The sequence below is a fragment of the Dolichospermum flos-aquae CCAP 1403/13F genome, from assembly GCF_012516395.1.
In the GTDB taxonomy this organism is placed as follows: domain Bacteria; phylum Cyanobacteriota; class Cyanobacteriia; order Cyanobacteriales; family Nostocaceae; genus Dolichospermum; species Dolichospermum lemmermannii.
On the sequence record NZ_CP051206.1, the window covers coordinates 2496532 to 2509554 of the forward strand.

Below are 13023 nucleotides of genomic sequence, written 5' to 3' on the forward strand. Positions count from 1 at the left end.
TATGGGACGGTTTTAGAAGCCTGGAACGCTCTGGGTAAATTATGTTAATTTTTACGAGATGCTACGAGAACACAGTGCAGGGGACGTAAGCTGTGCGAATTCCGCTTGATTATTACCGAATTCTAGGATTACCGTTGGCGGCAAATGAGGAACAATTGCGACAGGCATACAGCGATCGCATTGTCCAATTGCCCCGACGGGAATATTCGACTACATCTATATCTTCTCGCAAGAAGCTGATTGAAGAAGCTTATATGGTTTTATTAGATACCGAAGAGCGCAAAGCCTACGATCAGCTTTATCTAGCTCACGTTTATACTCCTAACAAAACTGCTGATCAAGTTCCACAACAAACCCTAAAAGATAATAACTCCAAAGATCAAGATGCTCAAAGTCTCAGCATCGAAATCACCCCAGAGCGATTTGTTGGCTCTTTGTTAATCCTCCAAGAACTAGGAGAATATGAATTAGTATTAAAACTTGGTCGCCCGTACCTAGTTAATAAACCTAGTTCAGTTAGTCTGAAAACAGGTCATCGTGCTACCCAAATAGAAATTCCCGAAAACTCTGACTTACCAGATATTATCCTCACCGTCTCCCTAGCTTGCCTAGAACTAGGACGGGAAGAATGGCAACAAGGTCACTATGAAAATGCCGCCGTATCCTTAGAAACAGGTGAAGAATTATTAGCACGAGAAGGCTTATTTCCCAGCGTCCGCGCTGAAATGACCGCTGATCTTTACAAACTGCGTCCCTACCGCATCTTGGAACTATTAGCACTACCACAAACACAAATTCCCAAACGTCGGCAAGGATTAGAATTATTACAAAGTATCTTAGAAGATCGTGGCGGTATTGATGGTACAGGCAACGATCAATCAGGATTAAATATAGATGACTTTTTACGATTTATCCAACAAATTCGTCATTATTTAACAGTCGCAGAACAGCATAAACTCTTTGAATTAGAAAGTAAACGCCCCTCAGCCGTGGCCACATATTTAGCAGTATACTCCCTAATCGCCAGAGGTTTTGCCCAACGCCAACCAGCATTAATTCGCCAAGCCAAGCAAATGTTAATGCAATTAGGCAAACGCCAAGACGTGCATTTAGAACAATCGCTTTGTGCTTTGCTAATGGGACAAACCGAAGAAGCCACCCGTGTTTTAGAACTAAGTCAAGAATATGAAGCCTTAGCTTTTATTCGGGAAAAATCCCAAGACTCACCAGACCTATTACCAGGACTGTGTTTATATAGTGAACAATGGTTACAGCAAGAAGTATTTCCCCATTTCCGGGATTTAGCAAAACAGCAAGCCTCTTTAAAAGATTACTTTGCCGATAGACAAGTACAAGCTTATCTAGAATCTTTACCCACCGATGCCCAAATTACTAATGAATGGTCAGTAATTAATCATCAATCCTTTCCCCAACCAGATATTAATAATTCTCGTTACCATACTAATAACACCACACAAACACCGCAACATCATCAACCCGTCAATCCTGAGTTACCACAAACCCAGCCTCGACCTCAACCTGAATCTACCCAAGTTTCCATACCGAGATGGAATCATCCACCAACAAATGCAAATGCGGGAAATCAAACATCACAAATACCCTCAACAGCAGCAACCCCGAACCTAATACCACATCAAACCAATGTTACTCCGACCACAGCAACAAACCACCAAACCCCCAAACGCAGAAGACGAAAACCCACTACTAATACCCTTCCTCAGCGGTTTATCCAGTCTCAAACTAATTTTCTCAGTAGTCTAGACCCAAAAACACGCTTAGTTTGGCTAGTTTTCTTCTCATTGGGAGGAGTATTAATTTTTTCGTTATTAGTATCAACAACTTTTGGCTTAGTCAAAAATATCTTCTTTCCTAGTCCATCATTACAGGGAGAACAGTTAGCAATACAACTAAATCAACCACCAATCACCATTCCTAACCCTAACACCAAACCTGAATCAAGCACCGAAGAACTGACCAAGGAGACAGCAAAGGAAGTAATTGAAACTTGGTTATCTGCCAAAACCTCAGCTTTAGGGCAAAAACATGACATTGATGGTTTAAAGGAAATTTTAACAGGTGCAGTTTTATCACAATGGCAGTCAGTAGCCCAGCAAGAACAAGAAGAGAAACGCTATCGCCAATATAAACATAATGTAGAAATAGTAGCTGTTTCTAAAAAAGGTACAGATGAAGATTATGTATCTGTAGACGCTAAGGTACAAGAAGTTACCCAGTTCTATCAGAATAGTCAGCAGAAAAAGTCTTCTAATGAAAACTTGCGCGTTCGCTATGATTTGGTTCGCAAAGAAGGTAAATGGCTGATTCAGAGAATGTCAGTAATTCAGAATTTTTTGTAATTGGTCAGTTGTTAGTAGGGGCGAAGCATTTGGAAGATAAATTATCGGTCATTCCAAAAAATAGTTCTCCAAATGCTTCGCCCGTACAGTTGGAAGCATTTGGAAGATAAATTATCGGTCATTCCAAAAAATAGTTCTCCAAATGCTTCGCCCGTACAGTTGTTCGTTGTTAAATCTACTCTTTTCCATGTTCCCTGCCCTCAATGTCATCAAACCTTGACAGTAATCCTCTATCTGAGATCACTATATTAAGATTCCATGACAAACTGATCCCCGCAGGGCTGATAACTACGTGAAATATAGTAAAACCTATCTTTAGACCCCTTGATCCCTAGATAGTTTTACTGGTTAATATTTACTTAACAACTCTTGGCAATCCCAAAGAAATGCAAAACAACGGCATAACTAGGAATTTAGATGAGTTGGTTCTCAATAAAAAAACAAACAGTAAACAAATTTAAAACTGGAGACAAACCAGGAGTCAGGAATAAAAAAATCTGGGTAGATGATATTTCATCAAAATTTTTTTAACCCGGAAAAAATAATTTACCTTGTAAACTACTGGAGTCCAAATTAATGGCAAAAGAACGGCCACCGCTAGAAGAGATGACCCTACGGCAATTACGCAAAGTTGCCAGTGAATTCTGTATATCTCGCTATAGCAGAATGCGGAAATCGCAGTTATTAGCATCAATTGAAGAAGTTCAGCATAGTAAGTTCTCGCTCAGTTCATCCCCTAATCTGGAGGCACAAGAAACCGTGGAAGCAGCAAAATTTGAGTTAGGTCAAGAAGATCGGACTGGTGGTTCTCTCGCTGATGTTGATGAAGCACTAGCAGATTTACCAGCTGGTTATGGTGACAGTCGGATTGTTCTGTTACCTCGTGATCCTCAATGGGCTTACACTTACTGGGATATTCCTAACGACCATAAAGAAGCACTGCGTCGTCAAGGTGGACAAACCCTAGCTTTGCGGATTTATGATGTCACTGATGTTGATCTAGATTATCAAAGTCCCCACAGTATTCAAGAATACCCTGCTGATGAACTAGCGAGAGAATGGTATTTGCCAATTCCCGTGAGCGATCGCGATTATGTGATAGATGTTGGTTATCGCACCGCTGATGGTGGTTGGTTAGTATTAGCGCGTTCCGCGAGAGTACATATTCCCCCCGTCTATCCTTCCGATTGGATTGAAGATGTCTTCATCACCGTAGACTTTGAAGAAGACCTGCGTGCTAAGACTTTCTACGAACTAGTTCCCCCATCTAAGAAATTAGCAACTGCTGCTGCTGCGACTGCGGGTGGTGGAAATCCCATTTACGAACAAATCTTTGGTCTAGCAGAATCCGCTGAAGCTCAACGGGTAGCAGGTTCTATCTTCGGTTCTATGCAGCACGTTCCTGGTTCTGCTGCTCCCGAACAAGCTCTCAGTTCCTACGTTTTCCCATCTGGTGTGGGTATGTGGGCTGTTCCTACCGTATCTGGTTTAACCATGTCCGGTGTGGGAATGTCCGGTTTCTCCGCTTCTGCTGTTCCTGCACGTCCTCGCAAATTCTGGTTAGTTGCTGACGCTGAATTGATTGTTTACGGTGCAACTGAACCTGATGCAAATGTTACCATTGGTGGTCGTCCAATTAAACTCAATTCCGATGGTACATTCCGCTTCCAAATGTCCTTCCAAGATGGTTTAATTGACTATCCAATTTTAGCTGTTGCGGCTGATGGTGAACAAACCCGTTCTATTCACATGAAGTTTGAGCGGGAAACACCTTCTCGTCATACTAATACTAAAGATGAAGCTGTTCTAGAATGGCTGGCATAATATTTGTATCTGAGAATTAACCATAACTGTAATTGTTAATTTTACCCGCTATAGTATTCCTATAGCGGGTTTTTTACTGAAAAAAATAAACAACTTTAGCCCACATTCCGACCTCAACTGTCACAATTGTTAATGACTGGAAGAAAAATATAAATTAAGAATAAATATGGAAGATTTGATTTATAAGATAGTAGAATAGGGGACAGATAAGCTGCACCTAAGAGAGGAAGGGAAATTGGAAGAACTCAGGGCGGTATTGGAACTAGCTACAGAAGAGGAACTACAGGACTTAACAGCAATTCTGTTTAGTCGCAAGTTTAACCCCTTAGATTATGTTCACACACCCGAACCCATTGCAGTACAAAGCCAAGATCGTCAAACTTGGTTAGATACAATAGAAAATCGCTTTCGTTTTTTAGCTGCTGACGGGATGACAGTATTACGGGGACGTACTGATCAAGTAACTTACAGACAAGCCCTAATTCAAGTATGCAAATATTTGAAAATTCACTATTATCAAGATATAACAACAATTGATTTAGAAGCAGAAGTATTTTTGCATCTCTTAGGAAAGGTTTGGAAAAAACTACCAAAACAGGAAAAACAACAACTAACTATTAATGTTCAACATCAATTAGCACAATCAAAACTTAAACAACCATTACCATTATCATTGCAACGTGATCCTTTAGGATTAATATTTAAAGGTGGTAGTGCCTTGGCTGTAACGTCTGTAATCCAACCTTTTGTTCTCCAACAAATCGCCCGTCAATTTGCTATTCATTTAGCTACTTATCAGGTAGCGAAAGAAGCCACAATTACAGGTACAGGATTAGCAACCAAACAGTTTCAAAACTATGTAGCTTTACAAATGTCCCGTCGAGGTATGACTATGAGTGCAGCCCGTTATGGTGCGGTTCGCAGTGCGTTTGCTTTGGTCGGTCCAGTCATGTGGGCTTGGTTTTTTGCTGATTTAGGTTGGAGAGCGATCGCCACAAACTATGGCAGAATTATTCCTTGTGTCTTCACCCTCGCGCAAATTCGTCTTACCCGTACAGAATGTTGGGAAATAGCATAAATAAAACTTTTTATCATCCAAATTCCCGCTTGCAAACCCCTTGGAATTGGTTGCAATTTGGACTATTATCTTGCCCCCTGAGTCCATTTTTGGGCGGTATTTCTATCGTCGTGGCATCATTGTTAACTTGGCGAAAACAATCGCGGCTTATTAGCAATCGGCCAATTCACAAGGGATTTGCTCTTTTGAGTATCTTACTACTCATTACTACCGGATTTGCCTATCATAAATTAGATGCTTTTTTAGGTTTATTCAACTTCATCCCCTTCTTTTTCTTTTTTACAGGACTAACTTCCCTGATGCAAACACCCAACCAATTACGACAAATTTCTTGGATCATGGTGTTTGGTTCTGTACCTGTTTTAATCATCGGTTTTGGGCAATTATTTCTCGGTTGGAATTTCCAATTTCAGGTTTTATGGATTGTCTTTGATTGGATAGTTGCACCAGAAAAATCATTATCCGGACGCATGGCTTCTAACTTCATGCACCCAAATACCTTAGCCGCATACTTAGTAACTATCTTTATTTTGGGTTTAGGTTTATTGCTAGAAAACTATCACAAACTCAAGCAAAAAAATCGCCTGATTATCTTCTTAACAATTACGGTATTTGCTAATTTTATCGCCTTGATATTAACCAATTCTCGCAATGGTTGGGGAATAACTATTTTTGCCTGTTTAGTTTATGCTTTATATCAAGGTTGGCAATTAATTGTTGCTGCTGTTGTCAGTATTACAAGTTGTTTTTTCTTAGCAGCTTTTGCACCTTCACCTATTGCCCAATTTTTCCGCCTTTTTGTTCCCTACGGCATTTGGGCGCGGTTAAATGATGATATGTTTCCTGATAGACCGCTGGAATTAATGCGGAAAACCCAATGGGAATTTGCCTGGAATTTAACTCAGCAACATCCTTTAACTGGTTCAGGTTTACGCAGTTTTAGTGGACTTTATAAAACCCAAATGCAAATTGATGTCAACCATCCTCATAACCTATTTTTAATGCTGTCTGCGGAAACTGGGTTAATTACTACTTTGCTATTTTGTGGTTTGCTGGCTTGGATATTAATTGCAGCTAGTCAAATTTTATTTAACAATAAGAATAAGATCCCCGACTTCTTTAAGAAGTCGGGGATCTCTGCATCTATAGAACCAGAAAATCGCCTAATCTTCTTTAGTTATCTCATCACCTTTATAGGGTGGATATTATTTAATACCGTTGATGTTACCACATTTGATATTCGGTTGAATACTCTCTCTTGGGTTTTTGTTGCTGCATTGTGCGGAGTTATGTATGAATATCAATCACGTCAAACAAGTAGGTAGACTGGGGAAAACCCAAATGTGTAAAGCAATCTTAACAAGAGGATTAGTTGTGAGGAAAGGGGTAATTAACAATTATCAATTACCCCTTTCCCCATTAAAATCTAAGCATTAAGCTTTTGCAAAATTTGCAGCGACAAAATCCCAGTTCACCAAATTATCTAAGAAATTCTTGATGAATCCAGGACGAGCATTTTTGAAGTCAATGTAATATGCGTGTTCCCAAACATCAATGGTAAGCAATGCTTTTTTACCATGTGCAAGGGGGTTTTCGGCGTTAGGGGTTTTCATTACCTTGAGTGTGCCACCATCATCAACCAACCAAGCCCAACCACTACCGAATTGAGTTGCAGCAGCAGTAGAAAATTCCTCTTTGAATTTCTCAAAGCTACCAAAATCCTGTTCAATTTTAGCAGCTAACGCGCCCGTAGGTGCGCCGCCACCTGCTGGTTTCAAGCAATTCCAGAAGAAAGAGTGATTCCAAACTTGAGCCGCATTGTTGAAGATTCCAGCCTTAGCAGAGTCACCAAAAGCAATTTGAATTACTTCTTCCAAAGACTTATCAGCTAATTCTGTACCATCAACAAGCTTATTCAAATTATCTACATAAGCTTTATGATGCTTACCATAGTGATATTCAAAGGTTTCCGCTTTCATGCCATAGGATTCTAAAGCATCAGAAGCAAAAGGTAAGGGGGGTTGGGTAAATGCCATTTTGTGAAATCCTCTCTTTACTGTTTTCTAGTTGAAAGCTATTGCCAGAGCTAGGCAAATTACAGGTTTCGTATTCAGGAATTTTATACAAAACTTAACATTATTATTCTACTACCAAACTGAAAATTCCCAGCAATTAGTTTATAAATAAAGCAAATTTCATCTATTTAGACCAAACTCCTAACTTCCCCCTGTTGCCTCTGCGCCTGAAGCGTGAGAAAAAAGCCCAGTCTAAAATATATAATGATCAACTCAGACTAATATCCCTCTCAAGATAGATGAATCAATCTGCAAATAGTTTAGGATGTAGTTCAAAGCACTAAAATCTAATAATGGTGAGTCCGTCGGCACTCACCACCATTTTCAACTCAAAAATTCCCGAATTACCAATGGGATAGCCGTTGATTGTAGTGGCTAATAATTTGTGCTGCTACTTCAGAAGCTGTTAAACCATCAGTTTGTAATTCAATCGCATCAGCCGCTTTTTGCAAGGGGGAAACCTTGCGAGTGCTGTCTTTCAAGTCCCGTTCAGCAATGTCCCGTTCTAGTTGTTCTAAACTAACTGCGGGTTGGTTCTGCCTTTGAAAGTCTTGCTGACGACGACGCGCTCTTTCACCCGCAGAGGCGGTCAAGAAGATTTTAATTTCCGCATCTGGGAAAACATGAGTGCCAATGTCCCGACCTTCCGCCACTAAACCGCCACGTTGTCCCCAGCTTTGCTGTTGTTGAACCAATGCTTGACGCACAGTGCTTTGAGCAGCGATCGCTGATACTTGAGAAGTGACTTCAACTGTGCGAATTTTCTGAGTGACATCAATGTCATTAATCTGGACTCTGACGGGAGATTGCAGGCTTTGACTGGGAGTCAGTTCAATTTTACACCCAGCAACTAATTCAGCAACAGCACAATCATCATCAATGGCAATCCCCTGTTCCAGCACTAACCAAGTAATCGCCCGGTACATAGCGCCCGTATCTAAATAGACTAAACCTAACTGATGTGCCACTTGGCGAGCGACGGTAGATTTACCAGCACCAGCCGGACCATCAATAGCAATGATTGGTTGGCGTAGTCCGTCGTTGCCATCGCGCAAAATCGTATTGTCAATTAACCGTGTAGAACCAAGACGAGCAGCGATCGCCAACATTCCTTCATCCTCAACTTTTTCTAAAAACATCAACGTATTCGGTTCAACCAATTCAATATATTCCAAGCTGATATTGCTAACTTTTGCGATTTCTTGCCGCGTTAATGCTATGAGTTCACCACTGTCACGAACGCCAGCCCGAAACGCCGCCTCAGCTTGCCGTAAACCTTTAAATAACACCGTTGCTTGCTCTTTTTCTGTAGCCGTCAAATATTGATTACGAGAACTTAAAGCCAAGCCGGACAATTCCCGCACTGTAGGACAAGCAACAATTTCTACTGGCAAATTTAAATCAGCCACTAACCGTTTAATAATTGCTAGTTGTTGACCATCCTTTTGTCCAAAGTAAGCTCGGTCAGGTTGTACCAAATTAAAAAGCTTGGTAACAATCGTTGCCACACCTTGAAAATGACCCGGCCGAAAATTACCACACAAACTATATATCATATCAGATGGCGGGATCACTTGTGTCACCTGAGTTGCTGCTATATTCTTCCCAGGGACACCAATTTCCTCCGGAGTTGGGGCAAAAATCACATCAACTCCCGCCTGTTCACAAAATTGTCGGTCTTGCTCTAGAGTGCGGGGATAGCGTTGATAGTCCTCATTTGGTCCAAATTGCAGGGGATTGACAAAAATACTGACAATCACCGTCGAGTTTTCCTGTTTAGCCCGTTCAATTAAACTTAAATGACCTTGATGTAAACCCCCCATAGTTGGCACTAAACCAACTGCTGTGGGAGACCAACTGGTTTGTTCATCAAGTCCGAGATCCTCTGGTAGCCTAAGATGGCTTGGCCAGCGACGGCGATTTAAATAGCAGCGTAAGGCTACAACTTTTGTCAGCACACGCACAAAATACCCCTAGTTCCAATAATCCTTTCCCCCGTTAGTGTATATCTGATAGCGCAGCGTGGCGCAAAGGATAATTGGGGGATAGGAGGGACGAACCAGGGGAATTTAATAGTGAAGAGCGAAAAGAGAGTAGGAATGAGGAAACGGGTTATTTTCCTAAAACCTCAAGACTGACTGGAGCAATGCCACTGCCGATCATGCCTAATAGCCGGGCAGCACCAGCGGAAAGGTCAACAATTCGACCCCGGATGTAGGGACCTCTGTCATTGATTCGCACGACGACAGAGCGACCATTCCGGGTGTTAGTGACACGGATTTTTGTCCCCATGGGTAAACTCCGGTGAGCCGCAGTTAATCCTTCGGGATTATATCTTTCACCACTGGCGGTTTTATTGCCAGAGCCATCATATCCGTACCAAGAAGCTATCCCTTGAAAACTGAGATTGATATTTCCAAAGGCAATCTTTTGCGGTAGGTTGGCTCTGGAGACTGATCTATCTACTGGTAAGTTGGCAATTGCTTGAATAGGAGATGCGTTACCTATAAGTCGCCGCAGTCTATTAGTTGCTTGTAAGGCATCTTGGGCAAGATTTTTGGTACTATCTGCTAATATTGTAACTTTATTGACTTCTACCAGTTCTTGACCGTCAATAGTAATGGTGTAGCGATCTGCCGACGGTTGTTGAACGATGAAGCCTGGCTTTTGGGCTTTATTGTTAATTGTGGAGTTATCTCCTGTTTTCCAACTGACGGTAATCTTGCTTGCGTCTACATTTTTTTCGATCAGTTCATTGATTCTAGCGGCTATAACACTAGCTTTTTGAACTGGATCATTGTCAATAGACCTAACTTTTTTGTTAAAATTGACTACATTCCCAGTATTGCTAAAACTGGTAACTTTGGCGGAGTTGGTAGCAGTCCGCGGGTAAGAATTTAAATTCTCGCCATTGCCGATTACTCCAACTTTTGTTTTGCTGTTAGTAACTGGGTTAGAACCCAAAAAGGTGAGAACGGGAATATCCCGAATATAAAGAGTTGCTGCTTGTAAGCCGCGAATACTGTGAGGATGAATTCTGGTAATCACAGGATTGGAAATGGGTCTTTCTGTCTGGGATTGGTACTCTCCTACTTTGACTGCATCATTCGCAGATGATGCTTGGCTAGTTGGGGAAATTCCCGCACTGGTTTGAGTTCGACCAACTGAGGGTAGACCCAAAACAGCTAGAAATACGGCAACTGTAGTCCACAAATGTCTTTGATTCATGCGTCCGATTTTAAAGCGACTATAGAACTTAAGTTTTATTTAGCTAGTACATCACGGCGTAAATAAAGCAACCATATTCAATCGCCAAAAAGCTTACTGTATATTAGTTTTGACTTTTGACTTTTGACTTTTGACTTCCGCCCTGCGGTACTAGGGTTTTTCACTTGATGAATAGTGATCCCCTTTGGAAACTCGAACCCGTTCCGCTTTCACTTTGCGTTTTGTAACTCGAATACATTAGCATGAATTTTTGGGCTTGGGGATCAGGGTTTTAGCGGAAGTCTGAAAGAAATACTTAAATTTACGGTTGAGTTTGAGCTTGTAAACCGTGTTCAAGTCAGGATTTTGGCTATGTAACGTTTTTTTGGAAAATTTCCAGATTTTCTTAGGGAAACTTCATGTTGGCTGATCACATAATTCAACGGTTACTCCCTAACATTTATCCTCAGTAGTTGTAAATTATTAAGTATTGAAAAATGATCAAGTCAATTTGCGTTTAGATAAAATTTTACTTTCAATAATTTGATTGTTAGAAGCTAAAATTAGCGCAAAAACAATCTCTCTAAAGATTTTATTTGCAAAATACTTTGGTTGTTTCGCTCAAGGATGATAGTTTTTGACCTACATTTTAAATAAGTAAATACTATTAAGTATTTAACTTTACAAAGTATTAATTATTACAATAATTACTCAAGCAATAAAAGTGATTTATCTCCAGTAAGTATTTATTCTTATCCTGAGATAAATAATTAATGAGACAGTGAAAAGTGTGGTAAGCGCGTATATATGAGCATTTTAGGTATAAGAAATTACTTTATAGTAGCTTTTACCGTAATAACCCTAGCAATCAATTTTGTATCAATCAATCAGCCCCGTCTTTAAGCTAGAAAATCCAGAAATATTACCACCAGCACTTTTAGACATTCTCAAAGAATTGCATTCCTAGTTTGACACTCCCCGGTCTAAAGACACGGGAATTCTACATTCATCGTCAGAATTTGCTCTAGTTGCCGTACGGGCGAAGCATTCGCGCTGTTGAGTTGTCGGTTGGTCGCATAATTTTTATAAGCGAATGCTTCGCCCCTACCTTTAACTTTTTTGTAAATCCGTCTTTGAGAATGTTTGATTGATTTTTCAGCCTTTCTGGTAAAACTGAGGGTTGGGTTCATGATGTCCATTGGAATCTGTGTAAAATGACTCTATACCGACATCTAACCCGATTTCTTCACCTGTTTTTGGTTGAATATCTACAACATCAATGCTCACACAAAACTGTGCATAATAGCCATCTGCACGCCGGATTAAACGCACTCGTTTAATATCTTTAAGTTCGTAGGATTGAATATCCCATTTACCTAATAATTTGAGTTCACCACCTCCTATTCTTTGCTCCTTTTTCTTAAAATATACCCAGATACCTTACAGCAGATTTCGCTCTCATGAGGTACAAACTTGAATTATGAAACTCTTGTAGTGCGGGCATCTTGCCCGCTGGATATGTACCTCATAACACCGGAAAGTGCTGTATTTCTCAATTTACAATTTCTGCAACAATTCCTGAGTTAACTGCATAAATGCCTTAGAACCGGCTGTATTTGGACTTAGTAAAGAAACAGGCATAAAACTATCAACAGCTTTGGCTACATTAACATCAACAGGGATTTGAGCTTTACAGATTTTATCTACTCCAAAATCTTCAACAACTCGGTGCATTACCTGTTTATAATATCTGCCATTCAGGAGATTGGCATTAGACATACTAAAGACTATTCCCAACATTTTTATATCTATTTTAGCTTCGTGTTCATGACTTTCTTTTAATTGGGCAATACGTCTTTCTAAAAGTTGAATTCCGACTACAGATAAGGGTTCTGGTCTAGCGGGAAGAATGTAGAAATCACTAGTGGCTAAAGCACTCCGAGTCAAGAGATTATAACCGGGAGCGCAATCTAAAAGAATAAAATCATATTCATTGCGGATGGGTTCTAAAATATCTCTAATTAAGACTCTTTCAAAGCGATTCCAGATGGTTTCAAAATCCTGTTCTCCTAATGCTACTGATTGATTATGCAGCATTTCTGAAACCACAAATTCATCATATAAATCTATGTCTCCCGGTAATAAATTTAATCCTGTCAGGTTACAAAGTTGAGGTTGAATGATGTCCCCAATTGTAAATTTTGCCTCTGGTTCAGGGTTGATAATTTGATCTAGTAAATATCTAAATGTCTTTCTTTGTTTGCGACGTTTAGCAAAATCTACTGGTGACATTAAACTTAGCGTGGCACTAATTTGACTATCTAAATCTAAAACAAGTACCTTTTTTCCGTGATTTTTGGCTAAACAAGTAGCTATATTCACGGTAATGGTGGTTTTACCGACTCCACCTTTCATGTTTGCGGTTGCAATTACATATCCCATTTTAATTCCCCTACTGACG

At 40.3% G+C, this 13023-nt stretch carries 9 protein-coding genes and 1 pseudogene; 5 read left to right on the forward strand and 5 right to left on the reverse strand.

The genetic code is table 11. The features are described 5' to 3' along the window. Positions 1-92 precede the first annotated feature (92 nt). The 5 genes from HGD76_RS12380 to HGD76_RS12400 all read left to right on the forward strand — a co-directional run bounded on the left by HGD76_RS12380 (position 93) and on the right by HGD76_RS12400 (position 6605). Positions 93-2378, forward strand: a complete 2286-nt coding sequence (locus tag HGD76_RS12380; RefSeq protein WP_168695955.1) for an IMS domain-containing protein — start codon at positions 93-95, stop codon at positions 2376-2378. A gap of 72 nt (positions 2379-2450) precedes the next feature. After that, positions 2451-2630: a hypothetical protein gene (locus HGD76_RS12385; RefSeq protein WP_233467200.1), complete on the forward strand. Its 180-nt coding sequence runs from the start codon at positions 2451-2453 to the stop codon at positions 2628-2630. A 324-nt stretch (positions 2631-2954) separates the two neighbouring features. Next, positions 2955-4202 carry a DUF4912 domain-containing protein gene (locus HGD76_RS12390; RefSeq protein WP_015078572.1) on the forward strand — a complete coding sequence of 416 codons (1248 nt, stop codon included), beginning with the start codon at positions 2955-2957 and terminating at the stop codon, positions 4200-4202. Positions 4203-4437: 235 nt separating this feature from the next. Further along, complete coding sequence (locus tag HGD76_RS12395) at positions 4438-5280, forward strand: YaaW family protein (RefSeq protein ID WP_168695956.1); 843 nt, start codon at positions 4438-4440, stop codon at positions 5278-5280. Further along, on the forward strand, positions 5262-6605 hold the full coding sequence (locus HGD76_RS12400) for an O-antigen ligase family protein (RefSeq protein ID WP_168695957.1): 1344 nt from the start codon (positions 5262-5264) through the stop codon (positions 6603-6605). The genes HGD76_RS12395 and HGD76_RS12400 overlap by 19 nt, the downstream gene beginning before the upstream one ends. A 108-nt stretch (positions 6606-6713) precedes the next feature. On the opposite strand, the gene sodB is transcribed toward HGD76_RS12400, so the two are convergent. The 5 genes and pseudogenes from sodB to HGD76_RS12425 all read right to left on the reverse strand — a co-directional run bounded on the left by sodB (position 6714) and on the right by HGD76_RS12425 (position 13004). After that, positions 6714-7316 (reverse strand): superoxide dismutase [Fe], encoded by a 603-nt coding sequence (sodB, locus tag HGD76_RS12405; RefSeq protein WP_168695958.1) that lies wholly within the window; start codon positions 7314-7316, stop codon positions 6714-6716. Between the two features lie 383 nt (positions 7317-7699). Continuing rightward, positions 7700-9319: a bifunctional pantoate--beta-alanine ligase/(d)CMP kinase gene (locus HGD76_RS12410; protein ID WP_168695959.1), complete on the reverse strand. Its 1620-nt coding sequence runs from the start codon at positions 9317-9319 to the stop codon at positions 7700-7702. Positions 9320-9467: 148 nt separating this feature from the next. Beyond that, on the reverse strand, positions 9468-10583 hold the full coding sequence (locus tag HGD76_RS12415; protein ID WP_168695960.1) for a septal ring lytic transglycosylase RlpA family protein: 1116 nt from the start codon (positions 10581-10583) through the stop codon (positions 9468-9470). Between the two features lie 1040 nt (positions 10584-11623). Further along, positions 11624-11963: pseudogene (locus tag HGD76_RS12420) on the reverse strand (transposase); the annotation flags it as partial. Between the two features lie 156 nt (positions 11964-12119). Continuing rightward, a complete protein-coding gene (locus HGD76_RS12425) occupies positions 12120-13004 on the reverse strand; it encodes a ParA family protein (protein WP_168695961.1) in 885 nt (294 codons plus the stop codon). Between the last annotated feature and the right edge of the window lie 19 nt (positions 13005-13023).

Excerpts from the sequence above, each read along its gene's own strand:
- HGD76_RS12400 (WP_168695957.1), top strand. The coding sequence starts at position 5,262 with ATGTTGGGAAATAGCATAAATAAAACTTTTTATCATCCAAATTCCCGC.
- HGD76_RS12385 (WP_233467200.1), top strand. The coding sequence starts at position 2,451 with ATGCTTCGCCCGTACAGTTGGAAGCATTTGGAAGATAAATTATCGGTC.
- HGD76_RS12415 (WP_168695960.1), bottom strand. The coding sequence starts at position 10,583 with ATGAATCAAAGACATTTGTGGACTACAGTTGCCGTATTTCTAGCTGTT.
- sodB (WP_168695958.1), bottom strand. The coding sequence starts at position 7,316 with ATGGCATTTACCCAACCCCCCTTACCTTTTGCTTCTGATGCTTTAGAA.
- HGD76_RS12425 (WP_168695961.1), bottom strand. The coding sequence starts at position 13,004 with ATGGGATATGTAATTGCAACCGCAAACATGAAAGGTGGAGTCGGTAAA.
- HGD76_RS12390 (WP_015078572.1), top strand. The coding sequence starts at position 2,955 with ATGGCAAAAGAACGGCCACCGCTAGAAGAGATGACCCTACGGCAATTA.